The sequence below is a fragment of the Arthrobacter sp. DNA4 genome (assembly GCF_024362385.1).
GTDB lineage: Bacteria > Actinomycetota > Actinomycetes > Actinomycetales > Micrococcaceae > Arthrobacter.
Genome location: NZ_CP101466.1, coordinates 1,918,125 through 1,936,363 on the forward strand (window position 1 = coordinate 1,918,125; position 18,239 = coordinate 1,936,363).

The 18,239-nt window shown below is 59.9% G+C and carries 15 protein-coding genes and 1 pseudogene; 11 read left to right on the forward strand and 5 right to left on the reverse strand.

What is annotated here, in order from left to right; translation table 11 throughout:
• Positions 1–123 precede the first annotated feature (123 nt).
• Complete coding sequence (locus NMQ03_RS08845) at positions 124–822, forward strand: restriction endonuclease (protein ID WP_255175240.1); 699 nt, start codon at positions 124–126, stop codon at positions 820–822.
• Positions 823–1,781: 959 nt separating this feature from the next.
• Here NMQ03_RS08845 and NMQ03_RS08850 read toward each other — a convergent pair.
• Positions 1,782–2,141, reverse strand: a complete 360-nt coding sequence (locus NMQ03_RS08850) for a helix-turn-helix domain-containing protein (protein ID WP_255175241.1) — start codon at positions 2,139–2,141, stop codon at positions 1,782–1,784.
• A gap of 162 nt (positions 2,142–2,303) precedes the next feature.
• Here NMQ03_RS08850 and NMQ03_RS08855 point away from each other — a divergent pair, with 162 nt between their 5' ends.
• The gene (locus NMQ03_RS08855; RefSeq protein ID WP_255175242.1) at positions 2,304–2,813 is read left to right on the forward strand and encodes a hypothetical protein; all 510 of its coding nucleotides are present in this window, start codon (positions 2,304–2,306) and stop codon (positions 2,811–2,813) included.
• Positions 2,814–2,824: 11 nt separating this feature from the next.
• Here the strand turns inward: NMQ03_RS08855 and NMQ03_RS08860 are convergent, their stop codons facing one another.
• Positions 2,825–3,154 (reverse strand): helix-turn-helix transcriptional regulator, encoded by a 330-nt coding sequence (locus NMQ03_RS08860; protein WP_255175243.1) that lies wholly within the window; start codon positions 3,152–3,154, stop codon positions 2,825–2,827.
• Positions 3,155–3,335: 181 nt separating this feature from the next.
• Here NMQ03_RS08860 and NMQ03_RS08865 point away from each other — a divergent pair, with 181 nt between their 5' ends.
• Both NMQ03_RS08865 and NMQ03_RS08870 read left to right on the forward strand, forming a co-directional pair.
• Positions 3,336–4,235 (forward strand): hypothetical protein, encoded by a 900-nt coding sequence (locus tag NMQ03_RS08865; RefSeq protein WP_255175244.1) that lies wholly within the window; start codon positions 3,336–3,338, stop codon positions 4,233–4,235.
• Between the two features lie 742 nt (positions 4,236–4,977).
• Positions 4,978–6,099 carry a C40 family peptidase gene (locus tag NMQ03_RS08870; RefSeq protein ID WP_255175245.1) on the forward strand — a complete coding sequence of 374 codons (1,122 nt, stop codon included), beginning with the start codon at positions 4,978–4,980 and terminating at the stop codon, positions 6,097–6,099.
• A gap of 166 nt (positions 6,100–6,265) precedes the next feature.
• Here the strand turns inward: NMQ03_RS08870 and NMQ03_RS08875 are convergent, their stop codons facing one another.
• Together NMQ03_RS08875 and NMQ03_RS08880 are read right to left on the reverse strand one after the other, a co-directional pair.
• Positions 6,266–7,060, reverse strand: coding sequence for an HNH endonuclease (locus NMQ03_RS08875; protein ID WP_255175246.1), 795 nt, complete (start codon positions 7,058–7,060; stop codon positions 6,266–6,268).
• Positions 7,061–7,106: 46 nt separating this feature from the next.
• Positions 7,107–8,585 (reverse strand): ATP-dependent endonuclease, encoded by a 1,479-nt coding sequence (locus NMQ03_RS08880; RefSeq protein WP_255175247.1) that lies wholly within the window; start codon positions 8,583–8,585, stop codon positions 7,107–7,109.
• Positions 8,586–8,898: 313 nt separating this feature from the next.
• On the opposite strand from NMQ03_RS08880, the gene tcmP reads away from it, so the two are divergent.
• The gene (tcmP, locus tag NMQ03_RS08885; protein WP_255175248.1) at positions 8,899–10,107 is read left to right on the forward strand and encodes a three-Cys-motif partner protein TcmP; all 1,209 of its coding nucleotides are present in this window, start codon (positions 8,899–8,901) and stop codon (positions 10,105–10,107) included.
• Here tcmP and NMQ03_RS08890 read toward each other — a convergent pair.
• Positions 10,095–10,847 carry a DUF5131 family protein gene (locus NMQ03_RS08890; protein ID WP_255175249.1) on the reverse strand — a complete coding sequence of 251 codons (753 nt, stop codon included), beginning with the start codon at positions 10,845–10,847 and terminating at the stop codon, positions 10,095–10,097. The two genes, tcmP and NMQ03_RS08890, sit on opposite strands and share 13 nt — an antisense overlap.
• A 323-nt stretch (positions 10,848–11,170) precedes the next feature.
• On the opposite strand from NMQ03_RS08890, the gene NMQ03_RS08895 reads away from it, so the two are divergent.
• The 6 genes and pseudogenes from NMQ03_RS08895 (at position 11,171) to NMQ03_RS08925 (ending at position 18,082) form a co-directional block, all read left to right on the forward strand.
• Positions 11,171–11,458, forward strand: coding sequence for a hypothetical protein (locus tag NMQ03_RS08895; protein ID WP_255175250.1), 288 nt, complete (start codon positions 11,171–11,173; stop codon positions 11,456–11,458).
• A 312-nt stretch (positions 11,459–11,770) separates the two neighbouring features.
• Positions 11,771–12,832: a type IV secretion system protein gene (locus NMQ03_RS21150; RefSeq protein WP_369693217.1), complete on the forward strand. Its 1,062-nt coding sequence runs from the start codon at positions 11,771–11,773 to the stop codon at positions 12,830–12,832.
• Positions 12,825–14,321 (forward strand): annotated as a pseudogene (locus tag NMQ03_RS21155) (SCO6880 family protein). The gene NMQ03_RS21150 and the pseudogene NMQ03_RS21155 overlap by 8 nt, the downstream one beginning before the upstream one ends.
• A 227-nt stretch (positions 14,322–14,548) precedes the next feature.
• Positions 14,549–15,763, forward strand: a complete 1,215-nt coding sequence (locus NMQ03_RS08915) for an ATP-binding protein (RefSeq protein WP_133247125.1) — start codon at positions 14,549–14,551, stop codon at positions 15,761–15,763.
• A 254-nt stretch (positions 15,764–16,017) separates the two neighbouring features.
• The gene (locus tag NMQ03_RS08920; RefSeq protein WP_255175254.1) at positions 16,018–17,577 is read left to right on the forward strand and encodes a type IV secretory system conjugative DNA transfer family protein; all 1,560 of its coding nucleotides are present in this window, start codon (positions 16,018–16,020) and stop codon (positions 17,575–17,577) included.
• Positions 17,570–18,082 carry a hypothetical protein gene (locus NMQ03_RS08925; protein WP_141160684.1) on the forward strand — a complete coding sequence of 171 codons (513 nt, stop codon included), beginning with the start codon at positions 17,570–17,572 and terminating at the stop codon, positions 18,080–18,082. The genes NMQ03_RS08920 and NMQ03_RS08925 overlap by 8 nt, the downstream gene beginning before the upstream one ends.
• The last annotated feature ends 157 nt before the right edge of the window (positions 18,083–18,239 follow it).

The window sequence follows — 18,239 nt, forward strand, 5'->3', positions numbered from 1 at the left end:
AGCTGAGTGAGTAGAGCGACTGGCGCTGATTACCGGGCGGCAGAGCTATTGTCTATAGCCCAATCCGTATACCGTCCTGCTCGCTGTTTCAGCAAGCTGCGCGCCATCGGGCAGGATTATTCCATGACTTCAACTGACGACGAGCACGAGCTCGATCCCCAATCCGGACCGGCCTGGATACGGTACGAGATGGACATACAGGAAGCCCTCAATGAGATGGACGACTCGGAAGTCGCCCACAACGTGACCATGAAGGGTGCGCTCAGCGAGGTCGACCGCCAGGTCGACGTGCTTATCGAGCGCCAGGTCACCGGTTCTTCCATTCGAATTGCGGTGGAATGCAAGCACTACCGGAAGCCACTAGGTATCGGAAAGATAGATGAATTCGCGGGCAAGCTTGCCGACCTTCAGGTAGAGCGGGGTATTTTGTATGCCCTAAACGGACTTACGTCAGGTGCTCGAGCGCGGGCTAAGCGAGCATTCCCCATCATCGAGGTGAGAGACCTCCGTGTGTCAGCGCCGCCACCTCTGCCGTGGGCTGAGTACGTCGAGACTGCCTTGAAGTTTGGTGATTGTGGGAACCCGAACTGCCCTGCCGGAGACGTTAACTGGTCCGATTGGGAACAGGCGGACGGAGGACCTGTATCCGCCGGTCAGTGCCCGATGTGCGGCTACTGGAATGTCGAGTGCCATTGCGGCGAAGTTACCTGCTTTGTATTCCATGAGGAGACATGCGTATCCTGCGGCAGGATACTCACCCTGGTAGCGAGTAATGACGGAGGCATTGAAGCCGTCACTGTGGAAGGCGATGCTGAAGACTGAGCAGCCTCCACAGGGCCAACAGCAACGAATCTCTGTTGTCGGGAGTGAAAAAGGGCTGTGAGGGAGCGCCTCCGGTAGCCCGGCGGGCAGCCGACAAATACCCGAACGTCCCGACATCTAACCCTCCTCGTGTTCAGAATCATTCCAGGCGACGGGATGACGAGTGTTGCCAGGATCCTTTGGAAATCGTCTGGCGACTCGCCGCAGTCGTGGCGTCTTCGCTGTCCGTGGTCGGGCTCGCCGAGGTGATCTGGGCCCGCGGGTGCCGGCAGAGGGGAGTGCGCGGCAGACTGGTTCTGGGGGAGTGGGGCAGGTTTTCCGGAAGCGACTTCACGGGAACCGCTGAAACAACCGCAAGGGGGGCGGCCGTTCGATTGTGTGAATCTCGACCGCCGCTTTGGATAGGGACGTTCTTTACAGACTACCCAGTACCTCGTCTCCTGAGGGGTTAAGCCGGAGCGAGGCGATGGGCGCCGGAAACATGGCGATGAGCTGCATTCCCGTCGAGCGAATGCAGCCCCTTGTCTCGATCATTTGAGGCTAACCGCTGGTATCACCCAAACTGTGGCGCTGCGGGGAGCTGCCGCGCGGCGAGGTCTCGTAGAACCATGGAGCAGGTGCTTGGCACTGGCTGGATGATTTCGGCGCGGCCTGCTGCAAATGTAGTTTTGTCGGACATCCAGTCCGTCATGGAGACTGTCTCACACAAAAGTTCTTGCTAAACCTCGCCAAGCTTTATGATAGCGACCAATCTGGCATTCTGGAGCTGGTCGCCGCCCACAGTCGGCCGCTGCTCGACGGTGCATACTCAACGGCTGAGGTGCACGTCGTGGTTGCACTACCCATGATGCTGTCGCGAATACTTGCAATTTCCGTCGCCGGTGGGGATTGATGGCAAGCCGTCGCCCCGGCCCGGTTGGTGCCTTGGGATGACTTAAGTCCGGCCCCTTTCACTCGCATCACTTCGATGCTCCGGGACGGCTTTCGGAGCGGGATGGCGACATCGAATGGTGAGAAACTTCGGCGACGACATTCTTGCCGTCCGTGCTCGAAGGTTGAAGCTCAGCTGCAAAGCGCGCATGCTGCCTTTGGATCTCCTCCACTTCGGCCTCATACCGTTCTGACGCAAGTGTCAGGATGCCCGCTTCACGAAGGAGGGCCAGGTGACTGTGCAAGGAAGGCGAAGGAACATCCAGAGCGGCAGCCACGTCGTGGCACGTTGCCGGCCCATGGGCAATCAAGAAGCGGATGATCTGGCTTCGCGTCCGGTGCATCATAATGTTCGCCATGGAGACCATAACCTGGTGATGAAAACTCACTTCCGGGGACCATGCTGTAGACGGGTCTACAGCAGAACAATACGCCCCTAGGTGAGCCCGCGGAAGACGTTGAAGGCTCTCGTTGCACACGAGGTAAAGCAACGGAATACTGAGCATCACGTAATGTCTCAATGCGGTATCGCAGTGGAGGGGAGGTGGGCGGTGTCCGGCAACGACGAACGCCCTTCTGGTACTGCCTTGTCTCCCCAAGCTGAGCTGGCCCGGCGCCTGAATCTGCTTCTCGACGTCGCCGTGGCAGAACGAGGGCAGCCAATTACATTCCGCGAGGTTCACGAGAAGCTGGCGGACAGAGGAATCAAGCTCTCCAGGGCACGCTGGTTCTACATGAAGGACGGGACCGGGCGATTGGTGAGCGACCCCACCTTACTGCGCGCATTATCCGAAATTTTCGGCGTGGATCCTGCGTATCTCTTGGACGCGGATTCTGGGGAGTTGCCCCAGCACATCGATTCGCAGCTGGAGTTCGTCCGATCCCTGCGGGCTGCGAGGGTGAAGACTTTTGCGACCCGAACCCTTGGAGACGTATCGCCGGAGACACTGCGAGCTATCACGGAGTACCTGAACAGGGACATCATCCGGCGGCCGGAGGGCGAGCGTGCAGCGGCTTCGTCCCAGGCCGAACCGTCACAGCCGCCCGAGCAGTCCGGCTAATCGCTTTTCGGCTACTGGTGTTCCTCCAGCAAGTACTTTAGGTGTGCGTCAAGCAGCTCCTTGATTCGGGCAGGGTTTGCGGAGTACCGAGGTGATCGTCCATGCCTTCGCCCGGGCTCGACGTCGACCATCACCACACCCGTTTCCTCCAGTGCTGCGAGATGTTTGGCCACGCTGGGGTCGCCCGCGCTGACAGCCGCGACGATGTCGCCGCGGGTTGCAGGCCCGCTGGCGGTAAGGAACCGGAGGATCTCGTTGCGCGATCTGTTGCCGAAAGTCGCGACGGCAGCCTCGACGTCGGCCGACCAGGCTGCGTCGTGCGGTTGCGTAATTCTCGGCATAGCGCCATTCTTCCCGAAGAAATCCGAAAAAGTAAGATCAGCACTCTTGACGATACTTTAAGTATCTTTGACAATAAATTCCATAGCTTCTACTGATCGTTGTTGGATCTACGAATCCACGCACCGGAGCCGCCTGCACGGCGCCGCCCATACTCGATCTGAACATCAAAGCGGTGAAGCCATGGAAATTGAATCCGAGGCGCATCAAATCAAGCGTCACCCAACGACTACTGCCGGAGTGGATGTCTCATTGCGAGGCGCTCCTCAAGCGGGGGAGCCCGTCGTCCCAATCGACCGGATTCTGGTCGCCGTGGATGGCGTGAACCGCTACGTCATTTCCCGGCTGGGACGAATCGGACGATCCTGCGATGTTGACGACGTCATGCAGGACATCCGCGTCGCCGTCTGGGACGGGGTAGCAAAGGGAAAATACCGAGAACTTCCCGGAATTCCATTTGAAGCCTGGGTTCAGGGTGTCTGCAACAAGATCTGTGCTGCGCACATCCGGCGAGAACTAAGTCACCGGACTTTGCCATTGCTCATAGATTTCACGACCACGGAAACCTCGCCTGAGGTTCTCGCAGCCATCGATACTGGCTCGCTTTTGGGCAGCACCGAAGGCTGTGTCGACCAGGCGTGGGCGCAGGCGATGTTGGATCTGGTCCACCGGAGCGTGACTGAGGAAACCTGGAATCTCGCTGTGTTCAGTCTCGTCGGGCCGCGCCACTATGGACCTCCGACTCCCCAAGACCGGCGCCGGTGGCACGCCGTGACGGTCGTCCGGCAGACCGCCCAGACAATTAGCACGGCATTGAACTGCCGTCCCAACCCTGAGATCGACCTTGATGACCTTTGCCAAATGGCCGCCGACTGCCTTCCCACCGCTGTGCTTCGGCGAGTTGCTGCCTCCATTGTGCGTCCCGGATTGCGGGGACCCGACCGATCCACGCAAATGGCAGCCCTGGCGGGTGAGCTGGGCGTGACCGAGAGATACATCGCCGTGAATATCGGCTTTGCCCGGCAGTTGTATCGTGCCGCTTGGCGTGTCCTCCAGCACGAAGCGAACAGGCCCGCGGTGTAGGCCATGATTGTCGTCATCGGAGCTGGGCGATGAATTCGATTCGAGAGTTTGGCCGTCAACGTTGGTTCGCTGTGGGGATCGTTGCATTGCTTATAGGCGGCGCACTCTTCCTGCTTTGGCCGTCTGATCGCTCTGGTAGGGAAGCGGCGCCGTTGACGCCAGCAACGGTTCCAGCAGCGGGGACGCCGTCGGCTTCAGCGCCACTTCACGTCCAATCCACCGCAGCTCCGATCATTGAGGAATCATCGACCGCCGCAACGGATGGCAAGCTGCCGAGCACAAGGGATTACCGGTCACTTGCTTTGGCGGCGGCGCAGGGAATCTACACCTGGGACAGTCGCTCGTCGTCGTATTCCGACGTGTATGCGCGGGTGCGGTCCTGGTGGGCGCTTCTCCCTGATGGGTCCAATCCATTGTCCGCACTGGTGCGGGAGTTCGAGGGGACTGGCGTGACCGCAGGGAGCTTCACTGTCCTGACAGGACAGTCTGCACGGCGAACCGGTACCGCTGAAGCCGTCCGTTGCGACCGCGAACTGGCTAAGGTCAAGGAGTACCCGGCCCCTTGGGAGGGCCTTCACGTGTGCACGGTGACCGTCCAGGTTGTGGACGAGTCGACCGCGGGCCAGAATGCTTACGCAGCGCCAGTTACCGTGATGGTCAATTGTCCGCCAGCGGTCACCGCTCCGGCTGATCGATGCGCCATGGTTGGTTTTTATGCGACCGCCGAGCGGATCGTCTACTGATGCCAGCTCTGGCAGCGATTGCCGTCGTGGCACGACGACGGGCTTTACTTAAGATCGTTACCGCCGTTGTAGCTGTCGTCGTACTCGGCGGGCTGATGGCCTTTGTTGGCGTCGTGGCTGTACTTGCCGAGGCGACTGGAGAGCGTGCTGTTGCTTGTACTCCGGGTAGCGCGGACAGTCGTGCAGTGACCGCGGGAACTACTGGGGGCGTGGAAGTCCGCGACGCTGGCAAGCTGCTCTACGTATTGACGCCTCGTCAAGAGGGCGTGGCGCGGGCTTACATTTCGGTGGGGAAGCAACTGGGTGTGCCGCGTTCCGGACAAATCATCGCAATCATGATGGCGCTTCAAGAATCGGGCCTTCGCATGCTTGCGAACCCGGCAGTGCCTGGTTCCCTTACCCTCCCCAATGACGGTATCGGGACGGACCACGACTCAATTGGGTCGGCGCAACAACGCCCGGCTGCGGGGTGGGGCAGTGTATCCGAGCTAATGGACGCCTCATACAATGCCCGCGCGTTCTACGGCGGACCGACAGGTCCCAACCATGGAAGTCCACATGGGCTGTTGGATGTCCCCGGGTGGCAGGCCATGGATAAGGGGCGGGCTGCGCAGGCGGTTCAGGTCTCTGCTTTTCCGGAGTTGTATGCACAGTGGGAGCCGACAGCGACAGCAATTTTTGCTGCCTTGGAAAGCGACACAGCTCCTGCATCTTGTTTGAGACCTACTGCAGGGAATCAAAATGTCGGACAGGTGGGGAACCTAAGCCAGCTGCGCCAGAACATCTTGCGGTTTACACAGGAAGGCCTCGGCGGCCGGTATGTCTGGGGCGGCACGGCTTTCAAGGCCTGGGACTGCTCCGGGTATGTTCAGTGGGTCTACAGGCAGGCCGGTATCGAACTGCCAAGGGTGGAACAGTGGCGTGTGGGTGTCCGAACAGATGATCCAGAACCTGGAGACCTGGTAGTGCAGAATCCTCAGGGTCCCGGTAACTGGGGGCACGTAGGCATCTACGCCGGCGACGGCACGATGTGGAGCGCCCTCAATCCTGCCGCGGGCACATTGCTGCATCCGATTAGCTGGAATACCGGCACAGCTTATTTCGACCTGTTGGGGAGCTGAAGAACTGTTCCGAACCTCATGCTGACAGCTTCGCTCCCGCACGCCCGTCCAGCTGGTGCGTGAAATAGCGGCGCGGTCTGCGTCCACGTAGGCTCTGACTGATTATGCAAGCGTCCTAGCAGTCACCGATCTCGGAAAAAATATTCCGTAACTAGAGCGCGGGGCGTCACTTTAATTTCAAGTAACTGGAGAGATACCACTCGCTATCGAGCATCGCCGAGTGAGTTGCTCCTTCCCATGAATTCACACGGCCCCCAGACTGTTGCAATGCCGTCACATGAAGCTGCTCACGGGCTCGCTCCAGCGTCATGGATTGTCCGTAGGGGGTCCTCAGGAGCATATCGAAATTGTCCAAGGCTTGTGCGGCCCATGTTCCAAACCTTTTCCAAAGCTTGAAGATAGTCATGTGCTGGTTCAACCGTGCCTCAAGTTCTGGGTAAGGGTTCTGGAGGCAGACCCCGAAATCGACGACTGGGGTCCCGAGCGGTCCGCTGATGACACTTGCGGTCAACCAAGGAATGCCGAAGGCTGTATCGAAGTATGGGTGAAGTACTGCAGGTTTATCAGGACCCGGCTTATAGGTACGTTTTTCGAAGTTGCAGTCGCCACAGGCGGGTACCAGATTCGCTCGGTGTACGGTTGTGCCCGCAAACTTGGTTTTTGGTAGATAGTGATCTAGCTCTGTCGCGTAACCCTCACCGCAGTACGGGCAGAGCGCATTCTTTGCCGCATTTTTGATCCCATCACGAATCGCCTCCGCGCCCTGATTGCGACTAAATTGTTTGTCGTAAAGCTCGACCATTGCCGAACCAAGGAGTCCGGTTATATCGAAGGCACTGCTCTCTGCTAGTTCAAACTGACCGTTTCTAGCGAGGAGTTCGAAGGCATCGCACTTCGCTTGGACCGTCGCTGCTGCAGCAGTATAGGGCGCGCGATCGACCTTCTTCTTGATAGTCTCCACTGCGGCGGAATAGGCGTCCGAGGCGGTGGTTGACGGAGGACTCAGGCTATACACGGTCTTCCTCTCGTTGGTAGCCGAGGGCGCTCAGAACGAAGCGTCCCTCACTGCCCAGATGCCCTCCAAGAGCGTCCATGACTAGTTCCGCCGAGGCGTTGTTTTGTTCGAGCAATGTGCGGAGTACCTGGTTGTATCCGGTCCGATTAGCGTCGAGATGGAAGACTTCAGAAGTGAGGCGGGAGACTGACTCACCGAACGTCTCGGTACCGAGCCGGGAGGCACGAAGATCATGGCCACTCCGCTGGAGCATCCACGTGCATGAGCGCGGCACTTCCTGCAGCACTACAGGTGAATGCGTGGCAATTATGGCAACTCCATTCCGGTCAACGACGAGATCCGAGACTGCTCTCGTCAATGCCGACAAAAGTGGGGGGTGCAAGTGGGTTTCGGGCTCGTCAACGAGTATGAGGGAACGCTCCTCAACAAGCTCGACCAGTCGCGTTACCGTCAGGAGGACGATCTTGTGGCCGGAACTCATCGCGGCGAATGCTGCTTCAGCATCCTCAGAACCGATAAGACGGTCGAGATTCGCATCGGCAAGTATCCCATCGGCCACGGCCAGCGTTCTTACGGCCGTAAGCCAGCGATTTCGTCGAGGACCCCGGGCACAAATGCGGAGGCTCTTGGCGAACTGGGTGTCGAGCGACTCGTCAGCCGCGCTTGCCAAGCCAACAGAATGAACGTCCAAGGAGCTGTCCTGCGGATCCAGGATGTCGCGGTCAAACGCAGAAAAGGCTACGTGTACGACGTTTGCAAACGGAACCGCTTTCTTGTCCTCGGAAAAGTCTGACGCCGCCAGGTCATGGAACGTCCCGGAGGCACCGGTTGAAGCGCTTACCGCTTGAACAAAATCGCGAAGCAAGCTCGACTTGCCTACTCCGTTAGCGCCGATGAGAACGTGCACATTTGTTGATGGCATGGCTTCGAGGTGAACCGCGAAATCGAGTTCAAGAGGGGGAGAGGCCGAGTCATGCGGAAATGAGTAACTGAACCGGTAGGGCGTTAGTGGGGCTCGCCCCTCAATGATCCGATTAAATTGGACGGCCACAGTTTGTTTCGGGACCGATCGAAGAAGCGAGGTTTCGAGAGCGGGCTCGTCCTGCACATCGTCGAAGATGTCAAGATTTTCGGCGAGGTCTCTGAGCGCGCGAAGCGCTGGGCGGCCGACGCCGTTCGGAAGGTTTGCCAGCGCTTCATAGTATTCGCGGTCCTGTCCGAGGGAGTAGAAGTCGCCGGTGAGTTGGCTGAAGCTGCTCGGCAATTTCGTATGAGGGTCTCCTTTTCTCATCCCTCTAGACGCAATCTTCACGGCGCCGATCTCAGTTGTCGCGCTTCCGGTGCCGTAATAGAGCATGTAGCTGGTCCGGAAGCGGAAGTCGTCCCACATGTCGATGACCAGGGTGAACGTACCCCGTGTCTTTATGGGCCAGGCGTCTCTGCTCGCGACCACAAAGCGAGGAGTCACCATGCGCCGACGCTTCCACTCCACTTGCAGCGGAAGCGGGCATATCGTACAAATGGGCAGCCGCTTGAGGGTTCACGGGGTGGGGTCGTCTTACTCATCTCCGCCTTACTATGAATCGTCTGCACAATTGTTGCATGGTGTAACGGAGCAAAGTCTTCACCAAATGGGGTGCTCAGGTGGGGCGACTATTCAGCTCAAGGGCAACACGATATTCCGGTGAGAAATACTGTCCGGCGATCTGGCAGGATTGGTTGTATGTCGATGTCCTCCTATACGAAGGGCGAGAGCAAATACCTGAGATGCCATCTACTCGAATTTGACAGCCGCAGCCAACGGACGGAGAGCATTGGGGAACAGCCGAGAGTTTTTTAGAGAGAAGAAACCCGCTGCAATTTTCAAGCACAAATTGCTCGAAGATTACCTCACTCCTTGGGCTGCAAAGCTCGGATCGTTCAATCCCCAAGGGGTCGCCTTCGTCGACGGATACGCCGGTAGTGGCCGCTACGACGGGAGCGAGGACGGGTCGCCGGTCATAGCCATGCGTGCAGCGCTGAAAGTACCTACGTCCAAACTCCGTTGCGTTTTCGTCGAAAAATTGGCGACGAATGCGAGCCGTCTGTCCGAAGTGGTTTCCGCGGAAGGTGAAGGCGTAGACGTAGTTGGGCCCCTGCATGGCACATTGGAAGACCGGATGGACACGGTGCTGAACGCCATTGAGGGGCGCCCTGCACTGATCTTTCTAGACCCTTTTGGGACGGCGCTGTCAGCAGACCTGTTGATTGACAAAATCCTGCGCCGCCCCGGTGCTGCTTCAACAGAGGTGTTGCTCAATTTCAATATCGAGGCCGTGTGGCGTTTTGGGGGCTTTCTCAACTCCGCCAGAGCGATGGATGGCGCCAACGGTAAGCACACGCTAGAGACGGCTGACCGTTTCCTTGGGGGCGACTGGTGGCACGAAAGCTTTCGGACGGCCCGAAAGGCGATAGACGACCAGGGTGAATATCGGTCGGCCGCAGAAGCAGCTATGGAGGTTGCAGAGCGCTACGCACAAATCGTTTCAACTAGGGCAAGAGTGAATGCTCTGTCCGTGCCAGTGCGTCGGGAACGTACCACACAACCCTTCTTTTCCCTGATGCTATTTCATTCCCATGATGCTGCGAAGCTTCCATTTATTGATGCAGCCGCACGAGCGCATAGGAAGTGGAGGTACGCCCATTGGGAGCGATATGCCGAAAGGCATAGCGATCCGATGGCTTTGTTTGATCTAGATGTGTTCCCAGACCGTGAATCGGAGGACAGCCGCTTGTCCGCTGAAGCTGTGAAAACTATTGAAACGAACTTGCGATCTTTGCTGTCCGAGCGTTCAAGTCTGGCGCTAGGGGAATACATGGAAGCAGCATTCGGACTGACGCTGGGCACCGCAGGCGCCCGGGAACTCAGGAAAGCGGTGGCAAATCTCCACAGCGCTCGTCTGATTCGAAAACCTCCAGCCCGCTTGGATAGAGGTTGGCTTTACAGGGCCTGAGGCACGTTGGAGGGCATCGCGTCCCATATGCGCCCCCCTAAAGTTCTTCCATTCTGCTTGGGAGTTCTCCCACCCCATTGCTTAAAGAAGAATGGCACCTCTGCTTCAAGGCATTGGTCGCGGATACTTTCCACCCACCCTGATTCCATGGGCCGATGGTTAGGCCCCGATTCACCTCCAACGATGACCCAGTGAATGCCATCCAGGTTTAGTGCTTCAATCGGGCCTATAAGCGGTTCGCACGACAGAAAACGGACGGCGGTAAGCACCTGTCGCAGATGATCAATTCGGTCCACTACATCCTGATTTTCGACGGAGACACCCATCCAGAGATTTTGTGGCCAGTCTAACTGACTAGCTATCCGAGCCATTCTGTGCGACCGCTTTGTCAGAACCTGATAGGTGTGCTGGGGCGTAGCGGCTATCACCTCAAAAATGTCCCTCACGAAGGAAATTGGAACCTTGGCGTGGAACAAGTCGCTCATTGAGTTCACAAACACGACCTTCGGCGCCTTCCAAGAATAGGGCTGGCGTAGGGCTCGTGGATGAATGGTGACACCAAAACCGGGTCCACTAGTGATAGGTGAACCGTCGTGTTGGTACTTCTCTGCACCCATTGCCTTCAATCGCTTCGATAGCGTGAGTGCATAGCAGTTATCACAGCCAGTCGCTACGCGGTCGCAGCCCGTGACGGGATTCCATGTTGCCCCCGTCCACTCGATTTGGGACCTTGCACTCATTGCCGTTCCTTCGGTTTTGCGGCCACTTTGCTAACTTGCAAACCCTACAGTTCGAATATATCTTCGATTAGAGTATTCAGGTCGCATCTCGTTGGGTGTGTTTGCATCCGATGTCCCGAATTACCTGCAATGTCCGTGGCCGATCATCCATCAGTTCGGGCCAGACTCACTGCGCAATTGAATGAACATTGGAGCTTTGCATGTCCAGTGCTTCTTGGCTGCACCTACATATTTGAGAATCAGTCATGTCGCTCCCTTCCGCTCTTCCCATGAACGTGTGAGCTCATCTGCTCACTCCATGGAATACGACGGACGGAGCACCCATGTTTCTGGCAGCGGTGGACCCAGGAATCACGCCGAACGCGAGTTTCCCCTTCCTTGAATCGCTCAAACAAATTGGCGGCGGCATCCTGGTCGGCGCTTTCATCATCATCGCCATCGTGGCGATCATCGGCGCAGCCCTGCTGCTGGTAAGCAAGCTGAGCCAATCGTCGCGCCTGGCTTCCAGCGGAGGCGTGATCCTCCTCTGGACAGGGCCCGTGGCTGCCATCCTTGGCGGCATCAACGGCTACATCCTCTGGTCGCAGACCGCATTCCCTCTCGGGTTCTAGGTCATGCCCGTTGAGTGCGATCTCAATGGATGGTGGCCGCCCGGATGCGGCTTGGTGTCACAGGCAAACGACAACGCCCTTGGCGCGGTCACGTCACTGTTCGCAAACATTCTGCAGAACATGGCGTCGTGGCTGTGGGCCTTCATCACGGGTGCCTTCACTGTGTCGAACGTCGACGACTCCCAGTGGCTGTCCATCGAGGGACTCACGAGCTGGTGGGTGGTTGTAATGCTGACTCCACTCGCCGTCGTAATGATTATGCAGCTGCTCTCGGGGCTTATCAGCCAGCAACCCAGACGCATTGGAAGGGCGATGATAGGCGGGGCCGTCGCCATTCCACTGGTGGGCGCCGCCGTTTACCTTGTCCGTCAGTTGACGCGGGCAACGGACCTGGCATCCGCCGCCCTGCTCCAATCGATTGGTTCCGACCCCTATCTCGTCTTCATGCGGCTCTTCGGCTTTGAACGAGCGCCTCAGGGAAGTGGCCGGGAATGGAACCTGGTCTCGTTGGCTCCGGGAAACACCGGCGGCCCTGCAGGCGCGGCGGTGGTGACCATGATGGCCGTAGTAGTCGTCTGGATACTCGCCTTCATCCTGATGTGCTCGATGATCTTCCGCTCGTTTGCCGTCGTTGTACTCGCCGCCGTCGCGCCAGTGGCCCTCATGCTGCTGCCCTGGGACAAGACAAAATCCTGGGCTCGTCGCTGGTGTGAGGTCGTCATCGCATTGGTTGTGGCCAAGCCCTTGGCTGCAACAGTTTTGGCCGTCGCCGTAAAGCTCTTTGCCGATTCCAAGTCCTTCGCGGGCTTGGCAGCCGGAACCGTAGGCATGGCCCTCGCATGTGGGGCACCCATGATGGCCCTGCGCCTCGTGAGCTTCGCTGGAGGGGAACTGGCTGCAGCCGCGCAAACGGCTGGCGGCGGCCACGTTCTGTCGCGAAGCACCAGTGTTGCGGCCCGGCAAATCAGTCGGCAGGCAGGCGGCCGACTGACTCTCGCGAACATGGTGAGTCGTTCCGCCATGACACGGCCCATCAGTTCGAGCCGTAACGTCTTCCCGACACAGGTGTCAGCTCCTCCTGTGCCCGCCGGGTTGACCTCACCGGGCCCCGATGGAGGACAGAGAGCCTTGAAGACAGGATCGTCAACCGGATCACCGGGTGCAGCGCAGTCCGCGGAACCCACAGGGTTCGTGCGTGAGAGTCCGAGAAGCCAAGGCGGCGCTGCTCCAGCGCCAGCCCGGCAGAGCACACCTACAGAACCGGGACCGCGAGGGCGGCCTCCCGCTAACACCCCCGGACCGTCGAGCCCGCAACCTCCGAAACCCCAGCCACCAAGAATTGACCCTCCGAAGGGAGGCACCCCTCATGTCTGAAGACGGGCGCGCGTTGGAAGCTGTCAAATTCCCAAGGTACGAACGCCGAGGCTTCTTCCTCGGGCTCAAGTGGTACCAGTTGCTCATCGTCGCCGGGGGAGTTGCCGTCGCCATCGTTGCCTCGGCGAGCCACGGTCCAGTCGGGTTGTTCACCACTGGGCCCATCTGGCTTGCGCTCATTCTGCTCGGTATCCTGCAGTACTCCCGTGTCCCATATCCAGTCTGGGCACAACAGATCGCGACGTTCTTTTATCGCGCAGCTGCGGGCCAGACGAGGTTTCTCGCAAAGCCTGAAGCTCCACGCCTCGTAAGCCGACTTGCCCTTCCGGGTGGGTTGGGCAGTCTGGAGATTCGAACGACCGTCCGTGGGGAATGCTTCCTGGTCGATGGACACGGCAAGGAGGTAATCGCGGTGCTGCGGTGCAGTACGCGGTCGTTCGCTCTCCTGGATGCTGACGATAAAGCGTGGGCAGTCCAGGCTTGGTCACGCGTTCAGGCCGGCATGGCCCAACGGCAAAGCGTTGCCCGCATCGCCATCCAGGACTACACGGTGCCCTACCCGTCATCGTCCCTCTGGGACTTCTACAGGGAGAATGCTCTGCCGGCGCGAGACAAGGAAGACTCTGGATGGGGTCAACGTGCATACGAGGACTTACTGGGGGCCGCCGGCTAAGCCATGAGCCATGAGCTGGTCGTCGCGGTTGTCCTGGACACGAGCAAGGCGCGACGGCGGATCAGGGAGTCGGGCGGGGGCGTCACCGGCCTTGAACACGTCCTGCGGCTCGAAGTCGATGCGATACGAACGTCGCTGGGTACTCACAACGTCAAAGTCGAGGAATGGTTCGGCGAGGCGGGGTTGCTTGCCATCATTCGCGGCGCTTTCGATCCTGCCCTTTTGCCCGACGGCAAAGCGATGGCCGCGACAGCTTCGGCGTCGAGTGCACCAGCGGCAGAGTCTACGGATGATCTCACGAGACGCGGCCCGATGGGCGTTGAGGAGCACTGGACGTACTTGCGGACGGATTCCGGCTTCCACCAGACCTTTTGGATTGCTGAATGGCCGCGGCAGAAAGTTTTCCCGGGCTTCCTCCACCCTCTGATCTATGTGGGCGAATTCCGCCACACCTTCACCGAGGTTATTCGGGCGGTACCTACTGCTGAAGCCCTTCGCGACATCCGTTCAGCCCAGGAAGCCCATGAGACCCGTCGCCGCATCAACGCGCGCTTCGACAGGCCGCTCACGCGTGAGCAAAGGGCCGAGGAAGAAGAGGTGACACAGAGGGAGGAAGAGATTGTCGCCGGTCACGGTGACGTCCGTCCGGCCGCGTACATGACCGTGACAGCGACTTCACTGGAGGACTTGGCGCGGCACCGCCTGGAGCTTGAGTCCGCCGCCGCCGGAGCATTCGTGGAACTGCGCCTTCTGTACGGACAGCAGTGGGCGGCCTTTGTGGCCAGCGGCCTGCCACTGGGAAGAGGACTGCGATGAAAACGACCAGGGCCACTTTCGAATACCTTCCATCTGACAAGAACTGGAACGAGCGGAAAGCACGACGCCGGCCGGCACCGCAGGAGTCCGGGCGGGCGAGTGCTCCGTCGGAGCATGAACAGCCGGGACTTCAGAAGTTTCGCTTGACGGGCGATTGGGGGAGTAGAGAACCGAACTCGCTCCGGGGCCCGCACCGGTTACGTCCAGCGCCGCACCGCGCCTCCACCATGACTTTCGCGGCCGCTTACCCTTTTCTTACCGAATCGGGGCTGGGGCATGAAGGCACCTACATCGGAACCGACGTCTTTGGGTCAGGAGCCTTCTCCTACGATCCCTGGATCCTTTACGACAAAGGGATCATCAGCGGCCCATCCATCGTCGTAATCGGAACCGTCGGCACAGGCAAATCGATGTGCGGCAAGTCGCTCGTGGCGCGGTCCATTACGTTGGGCAGGAAAGCCGCCGTCGCCTCTGATCCCAAGGGTGAGTGGGTCGCCGTCGCCAAAGCTGTCGGTGGCAAAGTCATCTCCGTTGGTCCCGGCCGTCCCGCACGAGTGAACCCGCTTGATGCGGGGCCGCGGTCGAGCGCCCTCACTGAAGCACAGTGGCAGGCTGTTGTTCGCCAGCGGCGCCGGTATCTCCTGGTGGCACTTGTCTCCCTCATGCGTCAAGGAATGCCGCTCCGACCCGTCGAGCACACGGCCTTGGATATCGCCCTCATGGAAACAATGGCGGAAAACTCCAACCCCACGCTGCCCATGGTGCTTGACCATTTGCTGCGACCGTCGAAGGAGATGGTAGCTCTCGTCGGGGTCGAGGGCGGAACCGCCGTCAGCCATTCCCTTAGACGCACGGTGTCCGGTGATCTCGAGGGCATGTTTGATGCTCCGTCCACCGTAGCCTTCGACGCGGACGCCCCAATGATGGTGATGGACACTTCGGCGCTCATTGGGGCTTCGGAGCAAGCCCTGTCATTAGCGGCCGCTTGCGGCGCTACCTGGCTGGAGGCGGCGATCACCAATCCCGACGGCGGCAAGCGCCTTGTCGTCTACGACGAAGGTTGGCGGATGCTCGCTGATCCTTACATGCTGGCGAAGATGAGCGAACAGTGGCGTTTGGCCAGAACTTACGGCATCGCCAACCTGCTGATTATGCATAAAGTCGCTGACCTCAACGAGATTGGTGACAGCACCAGCGGACATCGGCAGAAAGCCCTGGGTCTCCTCACCGAAGCCGACACCAGGATCATCTACCGCCAGAAGCACGACGCAATGCGGCTTACCAAGGAAGCGCTGGGCCTTACCGAAGCCGAGTGCGAGCACGTTGAGAATCTTCCGAAGGGCGTCGGTCTCTGGAAGGTCGGCAACCGCTCCTTCATCGTTGCCAACCGGGTGACAACGGACGAGTTGGACGTTTTCGGGACTGACGGCAGGATGCTGTGAGACAGCCAGTGAGTTCCCGGGCTGCCATCGACAATCCGCTCTGCACCGCTGCTCTCGTTGGAGCGGCGGCTTACGTATGTCTCTGCGCGTTGGTGCAGGCCGCGGCGCAGCTCGCGACCTCTTGGCACTGCGGCGCCTTGCCGCCGTCGCCCTTCAACCCGGGTGCCGTCGTCGGACTTTTGGCCAACAGGATGGACTGGATAGTCATCCGCAGTGGGGACTGCGCAGTCGGCACGGACAGCGTTTGGTGGATCTTGGCTCCGGCCCTGCTGCTGGTCGGAGCGCTCGCCGTGGCTGCGCTGGTTGCGTGGAGGCGGTGGAAGCAATCGGGGGCATGGCTCCGGCAGGACATCCTGAACCGGGACGGCGTTGCCCGTCGCGCCGAAATCGTCCACGACTTTGGGGCGAGGGCGGTGCAGAAGCGGGGGAAGTTCACGCGCCCGGGACTGGTGAAGCCTTCGGTGCAGGATCTGTCCTGGACCCTGGGTCGATCCCGCGGCGTCACGGTCCACGTTTCCACTGAAGAATCGATGGTGATCCAGGGTGCTCCCCGGTCCGGCAAGGGCCTCTACGTGGTCATCAACGCGATCCTCGACGCGCCCGGTGCCGTCGTAACGACGTCTACGCGGGCTGACAACCTTGTAGTGACCATGAAGGCAAGGGCTTCTGACGGGCGCCCGGTGACGGTGTTCGATCCCCAAGGCATGTCAGGCTTGCCGTCGTCCCTCCGCTGGTCACCGGTGCGGGGATGTGAGGACCCGGACGTTGCCACCCGGCGAGCGCTGGTCATTACCGCGGACACGGAGATGAAGGGCGAAAACGCTGCGTGGCAGAAGCGCTCGCTGATCGTCCTCCAATGCCTGCTCCATGCTGCTGCCCTGTCCGGCGAGGGAGTGGCTGCATTCCGACGCTGGTCCTCCAGCCCTGTGCTTGCCCGGGAAGCGCTGGAAGTCCTGGGCACGCCAGGCGCGGCGCTTGGTTGGCAGTCAGACCTGATGGGAATCCTGGAAGACGACCCGCGGAATACCTCGAACTCCTGGATCGGTGTCTCGGCAGCGGTTGCCCCGCTGTCTTCACCGAAGGTTTTGGCTGCACTGAACCCGCAGGATGAGTCCGAGGAGTTTGATCCGAAGGCGTTCATTCGGGAACGGGGCACGCTCTATTTGATCGGCACGCGCGCAGGCGCGGCTGCTGCCGGTCCATACCTGTCCGCCCTGATCGACGACATTGACAGCGCGGCACGCGAAATGGCGTTCGTTTCGCCAGGCGGCAGGCTTGAGCCGCCGCTGTCCCTCATACTCGATGAGATCGCCAACCTGGCTCCCTGGCCGGGCCTCCCCGTGGCGCTGGCTGATGGCGGCGGCATCGGCATCTCCACCCTCGTCGTCCTCCAATCCCTTTCTCAGGCCCGTTCGGGCTGGTCCATCGATGAAGCGTCAACAATATGGGACTCCGCCATCATTAAGGTGATTTTCGGAGGCGGATCTGACGAACACGACCTCCGATCGCTCGCCGGTCTGCTCGGCGAGCGCAGCTTGACGCTCACCACGCGTTCCTGGTCGTCACAGGGCCGGCAGGACGGCGAACAGCTTCGCGACCGTCCGGTGATCGCCTTGGACGAGATTCGACGCCTCCCAGCTGGCACCGCACTCATGCTGGGTCGGCGCACGCGGCCTATTCTGTTGGATCTCCTGGAATGGCACAAGCGCAAGGACGCCGGGGAACTGCGCCGCCTGAAGGCTGAGATGGAGCGCCTGTTGGCCGACGGGCACAAGCAGCGTCAACAGAAGACCGAAGGGGCTCCTGATGCATAGCCGTGACAACGTCGACGAGTTTGATGTTCCCTCCTCGGGTTCCTTTGGGGACGACGAGATTACTGCACAACTTTTCAGGTCGGCATTTGCCGGACAGGCTGGGCCCAAGTCCGTGACCCGCCGCTGGCGGGAGATGACGACCGAGCAATCACAGGAGGCATGGCGATCGCTATTTGCGTGGGTGCGATGGCTCGTGGCCACCTACCAACTGACGACGTCGGTCGTCCCGGACTGCTGGTGGCGTCACCCTGAGATCGTGGCTGAGTTGTACGCGCTTCACCGCGCGGAGTTGGCCTCCTACACAACGGACGATCCTGGCTTCGGGCCGCTCGCCTTCCATGAAAGGCTCCCACACGCAGTCGAACGTCTTAGGACGCACACCAGGGCGGCCGGATGCGTAGGACTGCAGGCACACAAGGATCCCGCACCGCGCATGCTTGCGAACGACGATCCGGCCTTCCTCGACTGGTGCAAGGCGGCCCATCAATTGGTTCCCGAATTCTGAGTCATGTCGCTCCAATGACCTGGTCGCCATGAACTGGTGTCTGCGCAGCTGAGCTGCGGTCCAAGAAACAGAAGGGTGGCTGTCGTGGCCGCTGCACCCGAAGTTCCGTCAAGCCCCTCCGCTGGCCCGAACTCCCCGTTGGAGCCTCAGCGACTGG